This window comes from Delftia sp. WSY_12 (assembly GCF_043104645.1).
GTDB lineage: Bacteria > Pseudomonadota > Gammaproteobacteria > Burkholderiales > Burkholderiaceae_C > Comamonas > Comamonas tsuruhatensis.
On sequence record NZ_JBICKW010000051.1, the window covers coordinates 47,094 to 67,999 of the forward strand.

Here is a 20,906-nt window from a genome sequence, read left to right on the forward strand (position 1 = left end):
CCTGTGGTGCGGTGCAGCGCGGCGCTTGCGGGCCATCGCCCGGGCCATCGACTTACTGCCAGCTGCCGATGTCGGCATCCTTGCCCTCTCCGCCGGCCTGGCCGTCGGCACCGAAGGACATGATGTCGATGGGGCCCTTGATGCCCGGATTCAGGTACTGGTACGGGCGGCCCCAGGGATCGTTGGGCAGCTTTTCCAGATAGGGCTTCCAGTTGTTGGGCAGCGGTCCGCTCGTGGGACGGATGATCAGCGCCTGCAGGCCCTGCTCGGCCGTGGGATAGCGCTGGTTGTCGAGGCGGTAGAGCTTGAGCGCCTGGGAGATGTTGGTGATGTCGGTGCGTGCAGCCGTGACGCGGGCATCGTCGGCGCGGTCCAGCACGTTGGGCACGATCAGGGCCGCCAGCACGCCGATGATGACCAGGACCACCATCAGCTCGATCAGCGTGAAGCCGCGCTGGACGGCGGTGCGCAGGGCAGGCAGCGGACGGCGGGGAAGGCTGGTCATGGAACGGTGCAGCAAATTGGACATATCGCTCCATCATAATCGCGCGATGGTGACACTTTCATTGAACCGGGGCCAGGCCCGGACCTGGCACGTCAAGGCGGCCACATTCGTGCTCTGGCTGCTGGCGGCCGGCATCGTGGCTTTCTGGGCCATGCGCCTGGGCAATGGCGGCGCGGGGGCGCCCGTGCCACCGGCTCCCCCCGAGGCACTGCAGGTCGATGCACCCGCGCTGGCGCAGGCCCTGGGGGGCGTGGCCGCTGCTCAGGGTGTTGCTGTGCCGGTCGCGGCGCCTGTGGTCTCGCGCTATGCGCTGGTGGGTGTGCTGGCCGGTCGCGACAGCGGCGGCGGCGCGGCGGTCATCGCCGTGGGCAACCAGCCGGCCAAGCCGTTTCGCGTGGGGCGTGCCGTGGAAGAGGGCGTGGTGCTGCAGTCGGTTTCGGGCCGCGAGGCGCGCCTGGGCCCCAGCGTCGATGGCCCCGCCTCCATCACGCTGCAGCTGTCCCTGCCCGACAAGCGCTGAGTCCGGTCAGTGCGGCGGCTGCAGTTCCAATACCAGCCAGCCGCCAAAGTCAGGCGCCGGCAGCGTCCACTGGGCCGCCTGAGGCAGGGCGTTCCCTTCACGCATCAGCCATTGCACGCAGCGCGCCACGCCGGCATGGGTGATCCAGACGATGTCGCGCCCGGCGCCGTCGTCCTTCGAGTACATCCTTGCCTGCTGCAAGGCCTCGTCCACCCTGCGCAGCATGGTCGCCAGGGACTCTCCCCGGCCCGGCGCGTGCCCGGCAAGGTCTGCCGCCCAGGCATCGATGGCGCTGCGGTCCAGCGCATCCCATGGCTGGCCTTCCCACCCGCCGAAGTCCATCTCCAGCAGGCGGCTGTCCGCCGCCGATGCCAGGCCGGGCCGCAGTGCCTGCAGGGCCTGTGCCAATTGATGGCATCGGCGCAGTGGCGAATGCGCCAGCAGGCAATCCGCAGGCAGGGCGAGGTGCAGGGCCTGCGCCGCATCGGCCGTGGCCTGGGCGTCGGCCTCCATGTCGAGCCGGCCATAGCAGATGCCGGGCTCCACCAGGGGGCGGGCATGGCGTACCAGCCAAAGGCGCGGCGTGGGGAGAGCGTTCATTGCATGCGCATCAGCACAGCGGCGGCGCCCAGCAGCATGGCCAGTTCACAGACCTGCTGGGTGGCGCCCAGGCAATCGCCCGTCATGCCGCCCAGCCGGCGGCGCAGCCAGCGCACCATGGCGGCCGTGGCCAGGGCGCCGGGCAGTACCAGGCCGATGACGAGCGGCAGGCCCGCCAGCCAGCCTGTCAGCGCCAGGGCGGGCAGGCACCAGAGGATTGCCGCGACCAGGCCCCTGGCAGCCAATGGCCGACCCGCGGCATGCAAGGCCTTGGAGTGGGCTGCCTGGCCCAGATAGGGCAGGCATTGCATGAGAGCCAGCGGCGCCATGCGCGACAGCACATGGCTGCTGCACAGCAGCAAGGCCGCCCATTCCGCGCGAATGTCGATCAGCAGCGCGACCAGGGAGATCCTGGTCATCAGCGCCATCACCAGCGCCATGGCGCCGTAGGCTCCCAGGCGCGAATCCTTCATGATTTCCAGCGCGCGCTGGGGCGGGACAAAGCCGCCCAGGCCGTCGGCCACGTCGGCCAATCCATCCTCGTGCAAGCCGCCTGTCATCCATAGCGTGGCAATGGTGGACAGCACGGCAGCCACCAGAGGCATCCAGGGGCTGGGTGCCAGCAGCCAGCCTGCGGCCAGCAGCCACGCCGCGCCCCAGGCGCCGACCAGCCAGCCCACGCCCGGCAGATGGGCCACGCTGGCGTGCTGCATTGCCGGACTCCAGCCGGCCCAGGCCGCAAGCCGCCCGGTGACCGGAATGCGGCTGAAGAACTGCAGAGCCAGCAGGAAATGGCGTATGGGCTGCATGTCTGGACAGCCGAGGCGGGGCCTACTTCAGGAAGAGCTGGTAGGCAGGGTTGCCGGTTTCCTCGACCCAGGGGTAGCCCAGATTGCTCAGGAAGGCGTCGAATTTACGGCCATCCTTGGCGGGCACCTGCATGCCGACCAGGATGCGGCCGTAGTCCGCACCCTGGTTGCGGTAATGGAACAGCGAGATGTTCCAGGTCGGCGCCATCAGGCTGAGGAACTTGAACAGTGCGCCGGGGCGCTCGGGGAAGACGAAGCGCAGCAGGCGCTCCTCCTGGGCCAGCGGCGAATGGCCGCCGACCATGTGGCGCAGATGCTCCTTGGCCATGTCGTCGAAGGTCAGGTCCAGCGCCTCGAAGCCCTGCTTCTCGAAGTTCCTGGCGATCTTCTCGGACTCGCCGCGCGCTGCCGTGGTCAGGCCCACGAAGACATGGGCCTTGTTCTCGTGGCTGATGCGGTAGTTGAACTCGGTCACGTTGCGCGGGCCGCCAGGCAGCTTGCCCACGACTTCGCAAAAGCGCTTGAAGCTGCCGCGTTCCTCGGGGATGGTCACGGCAAAAAGCGCCTCGCGCTCCTCGCCCACCTCGGCACGCTCGGCCACGAAGCGCAGCCGGTCGAAGTTCATGTTGGCGCCGCACAGGATGGCGGCATAGGTCTCGCCCCTGGTCTTGTTCTTCGCGACGTACTGCTTGATCGCCGCCACGGCCAGGGCGCCGGACGGCTCGACGATGGAGCGCGTGTCCACGAAGATGTCCTTGATCGCGGCGCAGACGGCATCGGTATCGACCACCACGTAGTCGTCCACCAGGTCCTGGGCGATGCGGAAGGTCTCCTCGCCCACCAGCTTGACGGCCGTGCCGTCGGCGAACAGGCCCACGTCGGCCAGCTCCACGCGGTGGCCAGCGCGCACGGACTGCAGCATGGCGTCCGAATCCTTGGTGTGCACGCCGATCACCTTCACGTCGGGGCGCACGGCCTTGATGTAGTTGGCCACGCCCGAGATCAGGCCGCCGCCGCCGATGGCGACAAATACGGCATCCAGGCGCGGGCTGCCCAGCTTTTGCAGCTGGCTCAGCATTTCCATGGCAATCGTGCCCTGGCCGGCGATCACATAGGGATCGTCGAAGGGGTGCACAAAGGTCAGGCCCTTTTCCTTTTGCAGCCTGACGGCGTGCTTGTAGGCGTCGGAATAGCTTTCCCCGGCCAGTTCCACCTCGCCGCCCAGCGCCTGTACCGCATCGATCTTGACCTGCGGCGTGGTGGTGGGCATCACGATCACGGCGCGGCAACCGAGCTTGCGTGCGCCCAGCGCCACGCCTTGCGCATGGTTGCCGGCCGAGGCGCAGATCACGCCCTTTTCCAGCTGCTCGGCGGACAGGTGTGCCATCTTGTTGTAGGCGCCTCGCAGCTTGAAACTGAACACCGGCTGCTGGTCCTCGCGCTTGAGCAGCACCTTGTTGTGCAGGCGGCGGCTCAGCGCCTTGGCGGGCTCCAGGTCCGACTCCACGGCCACGTCGTACACGCGCGCGGTAAGGATCTTGGTCAGGTAGTCGGCAGGGGTCAGGGGGTGGTTCATCGTCGGCGAAAGGCTGGAGAGCAGCAGGCCGGGAGGCGGCCCGTCGGTGTCAGGCGGCCATCATAGGCGCTTGTGACTCATGCTGCAGTGCAGCGTCCAGGCTGGGCCAGGGACGACAAAGGCAAAAAAAAGCCCCAGGCTGTAAAGCCGGGGGCTGAATCCACCAATAGAGGAGGTGGAGGAGACAACTGGTGCGATGCAGAGTGAAGTTGGTTCACAATCTGCAGTCCATCTGGAGGGTTGTCCGGGTTAACCCTTCAGATAACGCTTGGGTGCATTGTATGCACGGCAGGTGCTGCGTTGCAACAAAATCAGGGTTTTTGTGTAGTTGATGCAAAATAGCAACAGTTTTTTGAGGACGCAACAATGGAATGCACAGTGAGTTGGACAGGCGGCACGACCGGCATGCGCTCGGGCATGGGCTTCGTGGCGGAAACGGGCAGCGGCCATGTGGTCAATATGGACGGGGCGCCGGATGCGGCCAATCCTGCCAATGGAGGCCAGAACCAGGCACCCCGCCCCATGGAAATGCTGCTGGCAGGCGCAGGCGGCTGCACGGCCTACGACGTGGTGCTGATCCTCAAGCGCGGCAGGCACGCGGTCAAAGGCTGCAGCGTCAAGCTCACTTCGGAGCGCGCGGACACCGACCCCAAGGTGTTCACCAAGATCCACATGCAGTTCACCGTCAGCGGCACCGGCCTGCCAGCGGGCGCGGTGGAGCGGGCCATTGCCATGAGCCACGACAAATACTGCTCGGCCACCATCATGCTGGGCAAGACGGCCGAGATCACCACGGGGTTCGACATCGTCGAGGCCTGAGGTATCTGGTGCTTGGTTCCGTGCCTCGACAGGGACTCGGCAAGAATGAAGAAAGCGGGCCGGGCCCGCTTCTTTTTTGGCTGGATGCAGCTCCCGTCGTTTCAGAAGCTTCGGATCTCAGATGCGGTGAGCGGTCGTCGTCATGACCTTGGCGGCCAGGCGCATCAAGGCGCGGGCGGGCGGCGGCAGCTCCAGCGCGCCGGCTTCGCGCGCAGCGGCGGCATGGCGCTCCTCATCGTCCTTCATGCGGGCCACCACGGCCAGCGAAGGGCGGTCCTCCTCAGGCAGACGGCCCAGATGGGATTCCAGGTGGGCGGAAACCTGCTCCTCGGTCTCCACCACGAAGCCCAGGCTGGCGGCGTCACTGATCTTGGCGGCCACCACGCCGATGGCGAATGCCCCGGCGAACCACAGCGGGTTCAGCAGGCTGGGTCGGTCGCCCAGGGCGTTGAGCCGGTCGCGGGTCCATGCCAGATGGTCGGTTTCCTCGCGGGCCGCCTCCAGCAGATGCTCGCGCAGCACCATGTCGCGCGTCACCATGGCCTGGGCGTTGTACAGCGCCTGGGCGCAGACCTCTCCGACATGATTGACGCGCATCAAGGCGCCCGACAGGCGGCGCTGTGCCTCGGTCAGCTCACCCTCCGCGATGCCGGTGGCGGGCGAGCGCTCGGCCGCGGAAGGCTGTGCAAACAGGGTGCGAAGCGCCGCATCGGCGGCAGTCAGTATCTTGTCCATGGGCGGTCCCTAGAGCGGAAAATCTTGGCAAATTCAGGGTCTGAACGGTACACCAGGACGACATGCCCTCTCTTTGTGCAAGCGCAACAAGGCCGGCGCGATGTTCGGGTTGGGCCTGATTGTGTTGGTCTGCAGGTTTGTTGCGGCAGTGCAACGAAAAACGGGGGTTCAAGCCCGTTTGTGGGTGAATTTCTTTGCATGGGCAGCGGCGGTCTGGTGCAATAGGCCCTAACTTCCCCACCAGGAGGTTGGCGCGGGAAACCGGTGGAGCCTCAGGCCAAGCCTCTCTTCCTCACGACCGGCGCCCTTCTAAACCTTGGAGTAACTCGTAATGAAAAAATCTCTGATTGCCCTGGCAGTGCTGGCTGCTTCCGGCGCCGCAATGGCTCAATCCTCCGTGACCCTGTTCGGTATCGTGGACACCAACGTTGCCTACGTGAACAAGGACGCAGCTGGCGACAGCCGTTATGGTCTGGGCACCAGCGGCGCTTCCACGAGCCGTCTGGGCCTGCGCGGCACGGAAGACCTGGGTGGTGGTCTGAAGGCTGGCTTCTGGCTGGAAGGCGAAATCTTCGGTGACGATGGCAACGCCAGCGGCTTCAACTTCAAGCGTCGTTCCACCGTGAGCCTGTCGGGCAACTTCGGTGAAGTGCGCCTGGGCCGTGACCAAGTTCCGACCTTCCAAAAGCTGACCTCCTACGACCTGTTCAGCGCCACCGGTATCGGCCAGTTCATGGGCTTCCGTAACTGGGCTGCTGGCCAAGGCGCCGACGACAACGGCATCCGCGCTAACAACCTGATCTCGTACTACACCCCCAACTTCGGCGGTTTCAACGCCGGCTTTGGCTACGCTTTCGACGAAAAGCAAACCATCGGTACTGCTGACAGCGTCGGCCGTTACATCGGCGGTTACGTTGCATACGACAACGGCCCCCTGAGCGCCAGCCTGGGCGTTGCCCAGCAAAAGACTGCCGTTGGCGGCCTGGCTACCGACCGTGACGAAATCACCCTGGGTGCTTCGTACAACTTCGGCGTTGCCAAGCTGAGCGGCCTGCTGCAACAGACCAAGTTCAAGCGCGACATCGGCGGCGACATCAAGACCAACTCCTACATGCTGGGCGCTTCGGCTCCCGTGGGCGGCGTGGGCGAAGTCAAGCTGCAGTACGCTCTGTACGACCAGAAGGCCATCGACTCCAAGGCTCACCAGATCACTCTGGGCTACGTGCACAACCTGTCCAAGCGCACCGCTCTGTACGGCAACCTGGCATTCCTGAAGAACAAGGATGCTTCGACCCTGGGCCTGCAAGCCAAGGGCGTGTACGCTGGTGGCGTGCAAGCTGGCGAAAGCCAGACTGGCGTGCAAGTCGGTATCCGCCACGCTTTCTAATGAACGGCTGGCGTAAGCCAGTTGCCATTTGAAGCAAAAAAGAGCCAGTCTTCGGACTGGCTCTTTTGTTTTGTGCTAGGGAAAGACCTGTGTTGTGCTTGTGCCAACGGTGACGAGGCGGGAAAAGCGTTTCTAGAATGAAATTTCCACCAACCAATCGTTAACAAGAGAGAGACAACACAATGAATTCTTCATTCGTGAAAAAGAGCGTGGCACTGGCGGTGTTGGCAGCAACGGCACCCTTGGCAGCATTCGCCCAGCAAAGCAGCGTACAGCTGTACGGCATCGTCGATGCCGGCGTGCGCCACACCACCAATGAAGGCCCGACCAAGAGCGGCAAGACCCAGATGATCGGCGGCGGCATGTCGCAAAGCCGCTGGGGCATCAACATCACCGAGGACCTGGGCGGCGGTCTGGCAGCCATTGCCAACCTGGAAGCCCGTTTCCTCACCGACACCGGCGAGCAGGCTGCGGCCAGCTACTTCCAGCAATCCTGGGTGGGCCTGCGCAGCAAGAGCTTCGGCCAGATCACCCTGGGTCGCCAGTACAACATGCTGTTCGATCTGGTGACGTCCACCTATGCCTCCTTCCCGTATTCGCCGTACATGGAGGCCTACAAGCCTGAAATCGGCATGTCCATGGGCGCGCGCGCCAGCAACATGGTCAAGTACCTGGCCGAGTTCGGCCCCGTGCGCGGCGCATTGCAGTATTCGTTCGACGAGAACAACACCTTCGACAAGGTCGGCACTGGCGTGGTGCCCGGTGGCGCCATCAAGACGGCCGGCGGCTATCTGCGCTACTCGCAAAGCGGCATTTCCGCAGGCGCCGGCTACCTGGGGACGACGCTGCCGGCCGGCACCAAGGTCGATGCCTATACCCTGGGCGGCTCCTACCGCGTGGGTCCCTGGTACGTCAACCTGGGCTACGGCCTGAACAAGCGCAAGGACGCATTCCCGGCGGCAACCGCAGGCGGTGGATTCGACCAGGCCATCCTCAACTCCTTCTGGACGGGTTCGTCCAACGGCGGCTTCGTGGCCGGCGACGCCAACAAGCGCCAGATGTACAAGATGGGCTTCGGCTACCAGATCACGCCCCAGATCAATGTGGGCGCGCATTACTACCATGCCAAGCAGTCGGGCTCGGGCACGGGCAATTTCAATGGCAAGGCAGACTTCCTGGTGGCGGTGCTCGACTACGCCTTCTCCAAGCGTACGGATGCCTATGTGGCCCTGGACCACACCAAGACCAGTGGCGGCTCGGGCGTGATGCTCGACGCCAATGGCGCCACCAAGCGCACGGGCTTCACCGTCGGCCTGCGCCATCGCTTCTGAGCGCGCGGCGTTTGCGCAACGGATGGCCTCCTTCGGGAGGCCTTTTTGTTTCCTGTCGATGGGCTGACGGTGGGCGGGCGCGATTTCCTGCGTTAAGGTAATGCGCAGGCCAATGAAGCGAAAGAACCAAGGCGATGGAAGCCACTCGATACAAGGCAGGCGGTCGGGTCTTTGCCCAGATCGCTCAGTACCACCCCGAGCTGACGGCGCTGCGCCGCGAGCTGCATGCGCATCCTGAGCTGGGGTTCGAGGAGCGCTTCACGGCTGCGCGCGTCAAGGAGGCCTTGCGGCAATGCGGCGTGGACGAGATCCACGAAGGCCTGGGCACCACGGGCCTGGTGGCCGTGATCCGTGGCCAGGGGCACAGCTCGGGAGCGATGGTGGGCCTGCGTGCCGACATGGATGCACTGCCCATGGTCGAGCACAACGAATTTCCCTGGAAATCGGGCAAGCAGGGGCTGATGCACGGCTGCGGGCATGATGGCCATACGGCCATGCTGGTGGGCGCCGCCCGCTACCTGGCTGCGACACGGCGTTTCGACGGCTCGGCCGTGCTGGTCTTTCAGCCTGCCGAGGAAGGGCGCGGCGGCGCGCGGGCCATGATTGCCGATGGTCTTTTCGACCGCTTTCCGATGCAGGCCGTGTACGCCATGCACAACTGGCCCGCCATGCGTGCGGGCACGGTGGGCATCAACATGGGCGCGATGATGGCGGCTGCCGACCGCATCACCATCGAGATCACGGGGCGCGGCGGCCACGGCGCCCATCCCTACCAGACGGTGGACGTGGTGCTGGCGGCCGCGCACATCACCACGGCGGTGCAGAGCATCGTCTCGCGCAATGTGCGCGCCATCGACAGCGCCGTCATCAGCCTGTGCGCCGTGCAGGCCGGGGACCTGGGCGCCTTCAGCGTGATGCCGGGCACGGCAACGCTGGTGGGAACCGTGCGGACCTTCGATCCCGCCGTGCAGGACCGTGTCGAGCAGCGACTGCAGGAGTTGTGCAGCGCGGTGGCGCTGGGGCTGGGTGCCACGGCCAAGGTCAACTACGAGCGCATCTATCCCGCCACCATCAATTCCCCCACGGAGGCCGCCTTTGCGGCCGACGTGGCCCAGGCGCTGGTGGGCGTGGAGAACCTGGACCGGCAGCTGGAGCCCAGCATGGGCGCGGAGGATTTTTCCTTCATGCTGCAGCACAAACCCGGCGCCTACCTGCGTCTGGGGCAATCCACGGGCGCCCAGCCCGGGGTGCCGCTGCACAGCAGCCGGTATGACTTCAACGACGAGGTGCTGCCGCTGGGCGCTGCCCTGCACGCCAGCCTGATCGAGCAGGCCATGCCGCTGCCTTCGCAGGACGTATAGCGCAGGCGGAGCCGGTCAGCGGGGCTGTCCCTCGATCGCAAGAAGGTGGGCCTTTACCGTTTCTAGGATCTCGTCGGACAAGGCTGGATTGGCGGCGACCGTGGCACGTGCCAGGACCAGGGCGCCCACCATGCTGCTGAGCATGGCCATGGCCTGGGCGCGCTGTGCGGCATCGGGTGCCTGATCGTCGCCAAGTGTGCCGATCACGCGCGCAAACCTGCCGATGTTGCGTTCCACCCCTTCGGCGAACACCGCTGAAAGATCACCACCTGCCCGGGCCACGTCCACGGCCAGCGCCGCAGCGGGGCAGCCCTCGCCGGGGCTGTCGCGGTGCTGCGGCGACAGATAGGACTGCACGCGCGCGGCAAGGCTGCCGGCCTGTTCACCCTGCAGGCCGTCCAGCGGCGCGATGGACCAGTCGAAGGCGCGTGCGCAGGCTTCGCGCACCAGCGCGTCCTTGGATTCGAAGTGGCGATAGAGCCCGCCGTGGGTGAGTCCCGCGCCGCGCGTCACCTCGGCCACGCCGACGCCGTCCAGCCCGTGCTCGCGGTACAGCCGCGCGGCGGCTTCGAGGATGTCCTGCCGGTTCTGCGCGGCCTGGGCTTTCGTGACTTTCATGTGCACTGTCCAATGATTATGGTTGTCATCAAAATGCGTTTATGATGACGGCCATCATCATAAGTCCGTGCCTGCAGGCAATGCTCACCATCTGCGGCAGGGGCTGTGCACTCTACAGGGAAGAACCGATGAACGCCTCTTCAATCCCGAGCAGCCTGTGCCCCGTGCGCGCTGCAGTCTCTGCATGGTCCATCAGGGAGCGTTCATGAGCACGGGTCCTCTCGCACGCCGCGTGGTCATCACGGGCATGGGCATGGTCTCGCCGCTGGGTCGGGGCATTGAACTGGCTTGGCGCCGGCTGCTGTCCGGCGCATCGGGCCTGAGCCGGCTGCCCGAAGATCTGGCGCCCGATGTGCCGGGCCAGGTGGCAGGCCAGGTGCCCGACCTGGCCCGCGACCCGGAAGGCGGCTGGGACATCGATGCCGTGGTCTCGCCCAAGGACCAGCGCAAGATGGACCGCTTCATTCCGCTGGCGCTGGACGCTTCGGACCAGGCCCTGGCCCAGGCCGGCTGGCAGCCGGCCAGCGAGCAGGAGCGCACGCGCACGGCCTGCATCATTGCCTCGGGCATCGGCGGGTTTGGCGCCATTGCCCAGGCCGTGCGCACCACGGACAGCCGGGGGGTGTCGCGCCTGTCGCCATTCACCGTGCCGTCTTTCCTGGTCAATCTCGCGGCCGGGCATGTGTCGATACGCCATGGGCTCAAGGGCCCGCTGGGTGCGCCGGTCACTGCCTGCGCAGCCAGCGTGCAGGCCCTGGGCGACGGCCTGCGCATGATCCGTTCGGGCGAGGCCGATGTGGCGCTGTGCGGCGGCGCCGAGGCGGCCATCGACCGCGTGAGCCTGGGTGCGTTCGCGGCGGCCAAGGCCCTTTCCACGGGATACAACGACCGGCCCGAAGAGGCCTCACGCCCCTTCGACGCGGGCCGCGACGGCTTTGTCATGGGCGAGGGCGCGGGCGCCCTGGTGCTGGAGGGGCTGGACCACGCCCTGGCGCGCGGCGCCGTGCCGCTGGCCGAAGTGGTGGGCTACGGCACCAGTGCCGATGCCTATCACATCACCTCGGGCCCGGAAGATGGCGACGGCGCGCGCCGCAGCATGGCACAGGCGCTGGCCATGGCCGGGCTGTCGCCGGATCAGTTGCAGTACCTCAATGCCCACGCCACCTCCACGCCCGTGGGCGACCGGGGCGAGCTGGCGGCCATGCGCTCCCTGTTTGGCGAGGACAGCGGCGTGGCGATCAGCTCCACCAAGTCGGCCACGGGCCATTTGCTGGGCGCGGCGGGCGCGGTGGCGGCCATCTTCACGGTGCTGGCGCTGCGCGACCAGATGGCGCCGGCCACGCGCAATCTGGTGGAGCCCGATCCCCTTGCCCAGGGGCTGGACCTGATCGCCGGCGCGGCAAGGCCCTGGGCCATGGAGCATGCCCTGGTCAACGGTTTCGGCTTTGGCGGTGTCAACGCCTCGCTGGTGCTCAGGCGCTGGCAGGGCTGAACGAGGCGGGTGGGCCTGGGGCCGGTGCTACGTGTAGCGCTTGGCCCGCAGGTTGTTCTTCATCTGCTCCAGCGCAGGCTGCAGGGCCGGGCCGATGCGCAGCGCCACGCAGGTGGCCAGCACGTCGATGACCAGCAGGTGCAGCAGGCGCGACACCATGGGGCTGTAGCGGTCGTAGCCCTCGGGATGGTCGGCGGCCAGATGGATGTGGCAGGCCGAGGCCAGGGGCGAGCCGCTGGCGGTGATGGCAATCGTGGTGGCGCCGTTCTTGCGCGCGATGTCGGCCGCGTCCATCAGGTCGCGCGTGCGGCCCGAGTTGGAAATGATCACCGCGCAGTCGCCGGGTCCCAGCAGGGTGGCGCTCATCACCTGCATGTGGCCGTCGCTGGTGGCCAGGCTGGTCACGCCCAGGCGAAAGAACTTGTGCTGCGCGTCCTGCGCCACGATGCCCGAGTTGCCTGCGCCGTAGAACTCGATGCGCCGCCCCGTCTGCCAGGTCGAGGCGATGGCCTGCGCCGCCTGCTCTATGGCCGTGGTGCTGGCGGCATTGCGGTATTGCAGGAAGGCGGCCACGGCGTTGTCCACCACCTTGACCATCACGTCGCTGGTCTTGTCGTCGGTGTCCACGCTGCGGTGGATGAAGGGCACGCCCTCGCTGACGCTGCCGGCCAGCTTGAGCTTGAAGTCGGCCAGGCCGTCGTAGCCCATGCTGCGGCAAAAGCGCACCACCGTCGGCTTGCTGACATGGGCTCGCTCGGCCAGTTCGCGCACCGGCTGCCGTGCAAAGGCCCGTGGATCGGCCAGCACCAGGCGGGCCACGCGTTGTTCGGCGGGAGCAAGCGAGGGCAGCGAGGCGGTGATGCGGTCCAGCATTAGGCGGTGGGCGTTGTTCTATGGGTAAAGGGAAGCGGTTGCCGCAAGGCAGGTCCAGCGCGCATTTTGCATGAGCGGCAGCCTTCGCTTACTTTCCTGACGCCGATGCAAACCATGCGCGCGCATACACTCGGAGGATTTGCCGGTACAACCGCACCGCCCTGGTGCGATGCCGCCCCTCGCCAGGCTCCCGCCCAAAGGATGTTCCATGAACCAGCTTGATGCGCTTCGACAGTACACGACCGTGGTGGCCGATACCGGCGACTTCCACCAACTGGCCCAGTTCCAGCCACGGGATGCGACCACCAATCCCTCGCTCATCCTCAAGGCGGTGCAAAAGCCCGAGTACGCGCCGCTGATGCGCGCCACCGTGGCCCAGTACAAGGGCCGCCGCCTCGACGAGGTCATGGACCGCATGCTGGTGCGCTTCGGCTGCGAGATCCTGAACACCATTCCGGGCCGCGTCTCCACCGAAGTCGATGCGCGCCTGTCGTTCGACACCTCGGCCACCGTGGCGCGTGCCGAGCGCCTGATCGAGCTGTACCAGGCCGAAGGCGTGCACATCGACCGCGTGCTCATCAAGATCGCCTCCACCTGGGAAGGCATCGAGGCGGCGCGCCAGCTGGAGCTGCGCGGCATCCACACCAACCTCACCCTGCTGTTCTCGTTCTCCCAGGCCGTGGCCTGCGGACAGGCCAAGGTGCAGCTGATCTCGCCCTTCGTGGGCCGCATCTACGACTGGTACAAGAAGCAGGCCGGCGCCCAGTGGGACGAGGCCGCCATGGCCGGCGCCAACGATCCCGGCGTGCGCTCCGTGCGCGCCATCTACGAGCACTACAAGCACTTCGGCATCGCCACCGAGGTCATGGGCGCGAGCTTTCGCAACACGGGCCAGATCGTGGCGCTGGCGGGCTGCGACCTGCTGACCATCGCCCCCGAACTGCTGGCCCAGCTGGGCGCCAGCGATGCGCCCCTGGCGCGCGCCCTGGACCCCGAGGCCGCGCGGACCCTGGCCCTCGATCCCGTGCACTATGACGAAGCCGGTTTCCGCCTGGCCCTCAACGAGGACGCCATGGCCACCGAGAAGCTGGCCGAAGGCATACGCGCCTTCGCTGCCGACACCCGCAAGCTCGAAGCATTGATGCAGCAGGCCGCAGACTGATTGGATGAAGATCTTGCCCGTTTTGTGCAACACCTTGCCGGCCTGGTCGGCACTTGAACGCCATTTCAACGAAGACATCCGGTCCCTGGATCTGTGCCAGGCCTTTGCCGCGGACGCGGGCCGGCTGGACGCGCTGAGCCAGCAGGCCCCGCATGTCTTCGCCGACCTGTCCAAGAACCTCTGGACCGAAGCCACCGAGACGCTGCTGCGCGAGCTGGCGCAGCAGGCCGGCGTGCTGGCCCAGCGCGACGCCATGCTGGCCGGCGAGCCCGTCAACTGCACCGAGGGCCGCGCCGTCATGCACTGGCTGCTGCGCATGCCGCGCGACGGCGGCCAGCTGCGCCACTGCGCCACCGTGCAGCAGTGGCAGCCGGCCATGCACGAGGCGCTGGCACAGGTGCACGAGACGCTGGACGCCATGCTGGCCCTGGCCGAGCAGGTGCGTGGCGACGAGGGCATCACCGACATCGTGAACATCGGCATCGGCGGCTCGCACCTGGGCCCCGAAGTGGTGGTCAATGCGCTGGAGGACTGGGTCGATGCGGGCAAGAATTTCCATTTCGTCTCCAACGTCGATGGCCATGAGCTCGGCCATGTGCTGCGCCGCGTGCGCCCGCACAGCACGCTGTTCCTGATCGCCTCCAAATCCTTCACCACGGCCGAGACCATGCTCAACGCGCACTCGGCGCGCCGGTGGTTCCTGGAGCAGGGCGGCAGCGAGGACCCGCAGGCCGCATGCTCCATCGACCGGCACTTCGTGGCGCTCACCACCAATGTGCAGGCCGCAGCCGACTTCGGCATCCGCCGAACGCTGGGTTTCTGGGACTGGGTGGGCGGCCGTTTTTCGCTGTGGTCGGCCATCGGCCTGCCGGTGGCCATCGCCATCGGCGCGGCGCAGTTCCGTGCGCTGCTGGACGGCGCCCATGCCATGGACGCGCATTTCTTTTCCTCGGGCGTGGAGGGCAACCTGCCGCTGCGCCTGGGCCTGCTGGATGTCTGGTACCGCGATTTCTGCGGCTTCTCCAGCCGCTGCATTGCCCCCTACAGCCATGGCCTGCGGCGGCTGACCGCCTACCTGCAGCAGCTGGAGATGGAGAGCAACGGCAAGGGCGTGACGCGCGACGGGCAGACACTGCCCGTGCGCACGGCGCCCGTGATATGGGGCGAGCCCGGCACCAATGGCCAGCATGCCTTCTTCCAGATGCTGCACCAGGGCCAGGACGTGATTCCCGTGGAATTCATCGCGCTGCGCGACGGCGGCAAATACCTGGGCGCCCATCACCAGAGCCTGGTCGTCAACGCCATTGCCCAGGCCCAGGCCCTGATGGAGGGGCGCCACGGCGAGGGTGCGGAGCGCCATTGCGCGGGCAACCGGCCCAGCAGCTTCCTGCTGCTGCAGCAGCTCGATCCGGCATCGCTGGGCGCCCTGATCGCGTTGTACGAGCACCGTGTCTTCTCGGCCGGTGCGGTCTGGGGCATCAACAGCTTCGACCAATGGGGCGTGGAGCTGGGCAAGCACCTGGCGCGCCAGCTGCATGCGCGCCAGGACAGCGGCGACTGGCAGGGCGTCGATGCCTCGACGCAGGGCCTCATGCACCGGCTTGCGGCAGGGTCGGCCGGCTGACCGGGCGCTGCGGGCCTGTGGCCCCCGCGGCGCACCAGCAGGGTGCCGGGTCATGTGGGTGGAGCATGACCTTCTTCCATTTCATCGTTATGCACAGGCGCCTGATTGCTCGATAGTTGATGCAATCGCCTTGACGGCGGCCCTGCTTGCATGCAGCCAGTGACGGCGGCTCGGCAGGGTGGAGGCGCAGCGCGCCTTCGGACCTGCAACAACTATCCAAGGAGACCCTCGATGCGATTCGTACTGGCCCATGTGGCGATGGCATGTGTGGTGGCGGCAACTGGCGCTGCCCATGCACAGGAAGCGGCCGGCACGCTGGACAAGATCCAGAGCACAGGCAAGGTGGTGATGGGCGTGCGCGAAAGCTCGGCGCCCATGGCCTATGCCTTCGGCACCACGCAGAAGTACGTGGGCTACCACGTGGAGCTGTGCGAGAAGGTGCTGGCCCAGATCGTGCCCAAGGCCAAGATCGAGTACATGGCCCTGACCTCGCAGAACACCATGCCCCTGGTGCAGAACGGCACCGTGGACATCGGCTGCGGCCCGACCACGAACAACCTCGCGCGCCAAAAGCAGGTGGCCTTTGCCGTGACCACCTACGTGAGCCAGGTGCGCATGGCCGTGCGCGCCGACTCGGGCATTACCTCCTTCAAGCAGCTCGACGGCAAGCCCGTGGCGGCCTCGGCCGGCACGACCGCCGTGCAGCTGCTGCGCAAGTACGGGCGCGACAATGGCGTGAACCTGCCCACCTCGCTGGGCAAGGACCATTTCGAGAGCTTTCTGATGCTCGAATCGGGCCGTGCCGATGCCTTCGTGCTGGACGACAACCTGCTGGCCGGCGTCATCGCCAACTCCAAGAACCCTGCAGGCTTCAAGATCGTGGGCGAGGTGCTGGGCTCCGAACCCATCGCCATCCTGTTTCGCCGCGACGATCCCGCCTTCAAGAAGGCCGTGGACGACGTGCTGGTGGGCATGATGGCCTCGGGCGAAGTGGCGAAGATCTACGACAAGTGGTTCGTGCAGCCCATTCCGCCCAAGAATGCCCCGCTGAACCTGCCCATGAGCGACATGCTCAAACAGCTGCTGCAAAAGCCCAACGACAAGCCGCTGGAGTCCTACGCGCAGCAGTGACCACGGGCCCGGACCCGGTCATCGCGACCGGGCCAGTTCGGCCACCGCCTGTGCCAGTGCCGCAATGCCTGCATCGATCTGATCGGTGGCAATGGAGGACAGGCGCAGCCGGAAAAAGGGGCAGGGCTGGCGCGGCGTCGCAAAGAACGCGCTGCCTGCCTCGATCAGCACGCCGTGGCGGCGCGCCACGGCGGCCAGCGCATCGGCGTCCAGCCAGGCCGGCGCCTGCACCCACAGCGACGCGCCGCCCTGGGGCTGGCGGAAGATGAAATCCGGCAGGTGCGCGCGCAGCGAGCGGTCCACCTGCGCCACGCGTTCCAGCATGGCCTGGTTCACGCGGCGCGCATGGGCCTCATGGTGGCCCAGCGACAGGAACAGCGCATAGGCGTGCTGCAGAAAGGCGCTGGGGTGGCGCACCATGGCATGGCGCAGCACGCGCAACTCGTCGATCAGCGCGCGCGGTGCGACGATGTAGCCCAGCCGCAGCGCGGGCGACAGGCTCTTGGACAGCGACCCCACATAGATCACGCGCCCGCCCTTGTCCAGGCTCTTGAGCGCGGGCATGGGCGTGCCCTGGTAGAGGTTCTCGGCCTCGTAGTCGTCCTCGATGATCACGAAATCGCCCTGCTCGGCGCGGCGCAGCAGTTGCTCGCGCCGCTGCAGGCTCAGCGTCACGGTGGTGGGGCTCTGGTGCGAGGGCGTGACGAACAGGTAGTCCAGCGGCGGCAGGCCATCGACCACCACGCCTTCCTCGTCCACGGCCACGGGCACCCAGTGCGGGCGGCGCAGCGAAAAGGTGTTGCGCGCATGCGGGTGGCCGGGCTCCTCGAAGCCCAGGCGCTGCGAGGGGGCCAGCAGCGCGTCGGCCAGCAGGTAGAAGGCCTGCTGCGCGCCCACGGTGACCAGGATCTCTTCCTTGAGCGCGAACACGCCGCGCCGGGGCAGCAGGCGCAGGCGGATCTGCTCGATCAGGTCGGGCACGTCGTCGGTCTCGAAGTCCGGCGTCCAGTGCGGCAGCTGGGCGCGCGCCAGGCTGCGCGTGCAGCATTCCCGGAAGCCTTCGGTGGGAAACAGCGCGGGATCGTGCATGCCGTAGACGAAGGGGTAGGGGTACTCGCGCCACTGCAGCGGCTTGGACAGCGTGTGCCTGTCCGTCAGCGAGCGCAGCACGCGTGCAGACCAGTCCGGTGCGGGCTCCCCGGGACTTGCCGCAGGCAGGGCCACGGCGCCGTCCACACCAGCCAGGCGCGAATCCCGGGCCACGAACACGCCGCTGCGCGGGCGGGCTTCCAGAAAGCCTTCATCCACGAGCTGCTCGTAGACCGTGGTCACGGTATTGCGCGACACCTCCAGAAGGCGCGACAGCTCGCGCGAGGGCGGCATGGCCGCGCCGGGCGGCAGGCGGCCTTCGAGGATGGGCTGGACCAGGGCCAGGCGCAGGCGGTCCTTCAGGGGAAGGCCGGGCTGCTCGGGCAGCGCGAACAGGCGGGCCCACTGGTGGCGTGGGTCTGTGGCGGAAGGGGTGCTCATGGCGCAACGGAGGCAATCGGGGGGCGTTCTTGGCGCGGCCGGGCAGAGGGCGCGCGGTCGGTGCCATGTTGCGGTGCGGGTGCGGGCAAGTAAAGGTTTGGGCCGGCCGACGCGGGTAAACACCGGGCCTCTGGCTCCTACGTTTGGACGGCTGTGGCCCCCGCGGCCCGCGCCCTTGTTGCGTATTCTGGATTGAAGGCAGCGAGCCGCGCGGCCTGGCGATCCAACGAGGGAGACAGTCCATGCACACCATCACTTTCCGACGCCGCGCCCTGGCGGCCCTGGCCCTGGCCGGCGCGCTGGCGGGCCTGGCGGCCACGCCGCTGCAGGCCCAGGAGCCGCAGCGCGGCGGCACCCTGATCGTGGGCAGCACCCAGGTGCCACGGCACCTGAACGGCGCCGTGCAATCGGGCATTGCCACGGCCATGCCTTCCACCCAGCTGTTCGCCAGCCCGCTGCGCTTCGATGACCAGTGGAAGCCCCAGCCCTACCTGGCCGAGTCCTGGAAGCTGGCCGAGGACGGCAAGTCGCTGACCCTGAACCTGCGCAGGAATGCCGTGTTCCACGACGGCAAGCCCATCACCTCGGCCGACGTGGCCTTCTCCATCATGGCCATCAAGGCCAACCACCCGTTCCAGACCATGCTGGGGCCGGTGGAGAAGGTGGACACGCCCGACCCCTACACGGCCATCATCCGCATGAACGCGCCGCATCCGGCCATCCTGCTGGCCATGAGCCCGGCGCTGGCGCCCATACTGCCCAGGCACATCTATGGCGACGGTGCCGACCTCAAGACCCATGCGCGCAACAGCGCCGACGTGGTGGGCTCGGGGCCGTTCAAGCTGACCGAGTTCCGCGCGGGCCAGCGCATCGTGATGGAGCGCTTCGACAAGTTCTTCCTGCCCGGCCGGCCCTACCTGGACAAGCTGGTCTTCAACATCGTGCCCGACTCCTCCAGCCTGCTGCTGAGCCTGGAGCGCGGCGACGTGCAGATGGTGCCCTACCTGCAGGCCTCCATCGACCTGAAGCGCCTGTCCACCAATCCCCAGATCACGCTGACCGGCAAGGGCTTCGAGGGCATAGGCTCGATCAACTGGCTGGCCATCAACACCGACAGGAAGCCGCTGGACGACGTGCGCGTGCGCAAGGCCATTGCGCATGCCATCGACAAGAACTTCATCACCAAGGCGCTGATGGGCGGCTTCGCCAGCGTGGCCGACGGCCCCATCGTGGCGGCCAGCCCCCTTGCATCGGCCGACCTGGTGCGCTATCCGCTGGACCTCAAGAAGTCGGCGGCCCTGCTGGACGAGGCCGGCCTCAAGCCCGGGGCCAATGGCGAGCGCTTCAAGATCACCATCGACTACCTGCCGGGCACGGACGAGCAGCAAAAGAACGTGGCCGAGTACGTGCGCGCCCAGCTCAAGAAGGTGGGCATCGCCGTCGATGTAAGGGCCTCGGCCGATTTCCCGGCCTGGTCCCGGCGGCTGGCCACGCATGACTTCGACCTGTCCATGGACATCGTCTTCAACTGGGGCGACCCGGTCATCGGCGTGCACCGCAGCTACCTGTCCACCAACATCAAGCCCGTGGTCTGGACCAACACCCAGTCCTACCGCAATCCCAAGGTGGACGAGCTGCTGAACACTGCCAGCGGCACGCTGGACACGGCCGAGCGCAAGAAGCTCTATGCGGCCTTCCAGAAGACCGTGACCGACGAGCTGCCGGTGATCTTCATCAACAACTCGCCCTATCACACGGCTGCGCGCAAGAACGTGGGCAACCTGCCGACCACGGTCTGGGGGCCGGCCTCGCCCTATGACGAGATCTTTCTGAAGTAGTCGGGAGGTGCAGTCCATGGCTTTTCTTCGCACACTCCTCAAGCGGCTGCTGCAGGGCCTGGCGCTGGTGCTGGCCGTGGTGGTGCTGAACTTCATGCTGGTGCATGCGGCGCCCGGCGACCCCGTGGAGACCATTGCCGGCGCCAGCGGCGGCATGGAGCCCGAGCTCATGGCCGAGCTGCGCACACGCTACGGGCTGGACCGGCCGCTGCCCGTGCAGCTGGGCATCTACCTGGCGCGCGTGGCCAGTGGTGATCTGGGCTACTCCTACTTCTTCAACCTGCCGGTGGCGCAGATGATTGCCGAGCGCGTGCCCGCCACCTTGCTGCTGGTTCTGGCCGCCGTGCTCACGGCCTTCGTGGTGGGCACGCTGCTGGGCGTGCTGTCCTCGCGCCGGCCCAACGGCCTGCTGTCGCAGTGCATCACCGTGCTGTCCCTGGTGGGCTTTGCGGCGCCCGTGTTCTGGACCGGCATGCTGCTGGTGCTGGCGTTTGCCTCCTGGTGGCCCGTGCTGCCGGTGTCGGGCATGCGCTCGGCCGATGCCGCAGGCGGCGCGGGCCTTGCCGACCTGCTGGACGTGGCACGGCACCTGGTGCTGCCCGCGCTGACACTGGCCCTGGTCTACCTGGCGCAGTACAGCCGGCTGTCGCGCTCGTCCATGCTGGACGTGCTGGGCGCCGACTACATCCGCACGGCGCGCGCCAAGGGGCTGGCCGAGCATGTGGTGCTCTACCGCCATGCGCTGCGCAACGCGCTGCTGCCCGTGGTGACCATGCTGGGCCTGCAGTTCGGCAACGTCATGGCCGGCGCCATCATCGTGGAGACGGTCTTCAACTGGCCGGGCCTGGGCCGGCTGGCCTTCGACTCGGTGCTGCGGCGCGACTACCCGACCATCCTGGGCGTGCTGCTGTTCTCCTCCATCGTCGTGGTCGTGATGAACCTCGTCACCGACCTGTGCTACCGGCTGATCGATCCCCGCATCAAGGCGGCCTGAG

The 20,906-nt window shown here is 67.0% G+C and carries 19 protein-coding genes; 11 read left to right on the forward strand and 8 right to left on the reverse strand.

Annotation, left to right across the window (positions count from 1 at the left end; translation table 11 throughout):
• Positions 1-52: 52 nt before the first annotated feature.
• A complete protein-coding gene (gene gspG / locus ACF8LI_RS23045; RefSeq protein ID WP_016448729.1) occupies positions 53-529 on the reverse strand; it encodes a type II secretion system major pseudopilin GspG in 477 nt (158 codons plus the stop codon).
• A 22-nt stretch (positions 530-551) separates the two neighbouring features.
• Here gspG and ACF8LI_RS23050 point away from each other — a divergent pair, with 22 nt between their 5' ends.
• Complete coding sequence (locus ACF8LI_RS23050) at positions 552-1,025, forward strand: type II secretion system protein N (RefSeq protein ID WP_016448728.1); 474 nt, start codon at positions 552-554, stop codon at positions 1,023-1,025.
• Between the two features lie 6 nt (positions 1,026-1,031).
• Here ACF8LI_RS23050 and ACF8LI_RS23055 read toward each other — a convergent pair whose 3' ends face one another.
• The 3 genes from ACF8LI_RS23055 to ilvA are packed head-to-tail and all read right to left on the reverse strand — an operon-like array spanning position 1,032 to position 4,010.
• Entirely contained in the window at positions 1,032-1,625 is a 594-nt protein-coding gene (locus ACF8LI_RS23055; RefSeq protein WP_392413543.1) for a histidine phosphatase family protein, read from the reverse strand.
• Positions 1,622-2,434, reverse strand: coding sequence for an adenosylcobinamide-GDP ribazoletransferase (locus ACF8LI_RS23060; protein ID WP_392413545.1), 813 nt, complete (start codon positions 2,432-2,434; stop codon positions 1,622-1,624). The genes ACF8LI_RS23055 and ACF8LI_RS23060 overlap by 4 nt, the downstream gene beginning before the upstream one ends.
• Positions 2,435-2,456: 22 nt before the next feature.
• Positions 2,457-4,010, reverse strand: coding sequence for a threonine ammonia-lyase, biosynthetic (gene ilvA, locus ACF8LI_RS23065; protein WP_392413547.1), 1,554 nt, complete (start codon positions 4,008-4,010; stop codon positions 2,457-2,459).
• 366 nt (positions 4,011-4,376) lie between these two features.
• On the opposite strand from ilvA, the gene ACF8LI_RS23070 reads away from it, so the two are divergent.
• Complete coding sequence (locus ACF8LI_RS23070; RefSeq protein WP_016448724.1) at positions 4,377-4,829, forward strand: OsmC family protein; 453 nt, start codon at positions 4,377-4,379, stop codon at positions 4,827-4,829.
• A 117-nt stretch (positions 4,830-4,946) separates the two neighbouring features.
• Here the strand turns inward: ACF8LI_RS23070 and coq7 are convergent, their stop codons facing one another.
• The gene (gene coq7, locus ACF8LI_RS23075) at positions 4,947-5,564 is read right to left on the reverse strand and encodes a 2-polyprenyl-3-methyl-6-methoxy-1,4-benzoquinone monooxygenase (RefSeq protein ID WP_016448723.1); all 618 of its coding nucleotides are present in this window, start codon (positions 5,562-5,564) and stop codon (positions 4,947-4,949) included.
• 331 nt (positions 5,565-5,895) lie between these two features.
• Here coq7 and ACF8LI_RS23080 point away from each other — a divergent pair, with 331 nt between their 5' ends.
• From ACF8LI_RS23080 to ACF8LI_RS23090, 3 genes are all read left to right on the forward strand, one after another.
• Positions 5,896-6,951, forward strand: coding sequence for a porin (locus ACF8LI_RS23080; protein ID WP_047326424.1), 1,056 nt, complete (start codon positions 5,896-5,898; stop codon positions 6,949-6,951).
• Between the two features lie 182 nt (positions 6,952-7,133).
• On the forward strand, positions 7,134-8,282 hold the full coding sequence (locus ACF8LI_RS23085; protein ID WP_016448721.1) for a porin: 1,149 nt from the start codon (positions 7,134-7,136) through the stop codon (positions 8,280-8,282).
• Between the two features lie 134 nt (positions 8,283-8,416).
• A complete protein-coding gene (locus ACF8LI_RS23090; RefSeq protein WP_016448720.1) occupies positions 8,417-9,643 on the forward strand; it encodes a M20 aminoacylase family protein in 1,227 nt (408 codons plus the stop codon).
• 15 nt (positions 9,644-9,658) lie between these two features.
• On the opposite strand, the gene ACF8LI_RS23095 is transcribed toward ACF8LI_RS23090, so the two are convergent.
• Entirely contained in the window at positions 9,659-10,261 is a 603-nt protein-coding gene (locus ACF8LI_RS23095) for a TetR/AcrR family transcriptional regulator (protein ID WP_016448719.1), read from the reverse strand.
• Between the two features lie 205 nt (positions 10,262-10,466).
• Here ACF8LI_RS23095 and fabF point away from each other — a divergent pair, with 205 nt between their 5' ends.
• Positions 10,467-11,753 (forward strand): beta-ketoacyl-ACP synthase II, encoded by a 1,287-nt coding sequence (gene fabF / locus ACF8LI_RS23100; protein WP_392413549.1) that lies wholly within the window; start codon positions 10,467-10,469, stop codon positions 11,751-11,753.
• 27 nt (positions 11,754-11,780) lie between these two features.
• On the opposite strand, the gene ACF8LI_RS23105 is transcribed toward fabF, so the two are convergent.
• Positions 11,781-12,626 (reverse strand): MurR/RpiR family transcriptional regulator, encoded by an 846-nt coding sequence (locus tag ACF8LI_RS23105; protein WP_016448717.1) that lies wholly within the window; start codon positions 12,624-12,626, stop codon positions 11,781-11,783.
• Between the two features lie 208 nt (positions 12,627-12,834).
• Here ACF8LI_RS23105 and tal point away from each other — a divergent pair, with 208 nt between their 5' ends.
• The 3 genes from tal to ACF8LI_RS23120 all read left to right on the forward strand — a co-directional run bounded on the left by tal (position 12,835) and on the right by ACF8LI_RS23120 (position 16,543).
• Complete coding sequence (gene tal, locus ACF8LI_RS23110) at positions 12,835-13,788, forward strand: transaldolase (RefSeq protein ID WP_047472720.1); 954 nt, start codon at positions 12,835-12,837, stop codon at positions 13,786-13,788.
• 4 nt (positions 13,789-13,792) lie between these two features.
• On the forward strand, positions 13,793-15,412 hold the full coding sequence (gene pgi, locus ACF8LI_RS23115; RefSeq protein WP_392413551.1) for a glucose-6-phosphate isomerase: 1,620 nt from the start codon (positions 13,793-13,795) through the stop codon (positions 15,410-15,412).
• Between the two features lie 231 nt (positions 15,413-15,643).
• On the forward strand, positions 15,644-16,543 hold the full coding sequence (locus tag ACF8LI_RS23120) for a transporter substrate-binding domain-containing protein (protein ID WP_016448714.1): 900 nt from the start codon (positions 15,644-15,646) through the stop codon (positions 16,541-16,543).
• 18 nt (positions 16,544-16,561) lie between these two features.
• Here the strand turns inward: ACF8LI_RS23120 and ACF8LI_RS23125 are convergent, their stop codons facing one another.
• Positions 16,562-18,073, reverse strand: coding sequence for a PLP-dependent aminotransferase family protein (locus tag ACF8LI_RS23125; protein ID WP_392413553.1), 1,512 nt, complete (start codon positions 18,071-18,073; stop codon positions 16,562-16,564).
• A 242-nt stretch (positions 18,074-18,315) separates the two neighbouring features.
• On the opposite strand from ACF8LI_RS23125, the gene ACF8LI_RS23130 reads away from it, so the two are divergent.
• Entirely contained in the window at positions 18,316-19,911 is a 1,596-nt protein-coding gene (locus tag ACF8LI_RS23130; RefSeq protein WP_392413555.1) for an ABC transporter substrate-binding protein, read from the forward strand.
• Between the two features lie 16 nt (positions 19,912-19,927).
• Positions 19,928-20,905, forward strand: coding sequence for an ABC transporter permease (locus ACF8LI_RS23135; protein ID WP_012207467.1), 978 nt, complete (start codon positions 19,928-19,930; stop codon positions 20,903-20,905).
• The last annotated feature ends 1 nt before the right edge of the window (position 20,906 follow it).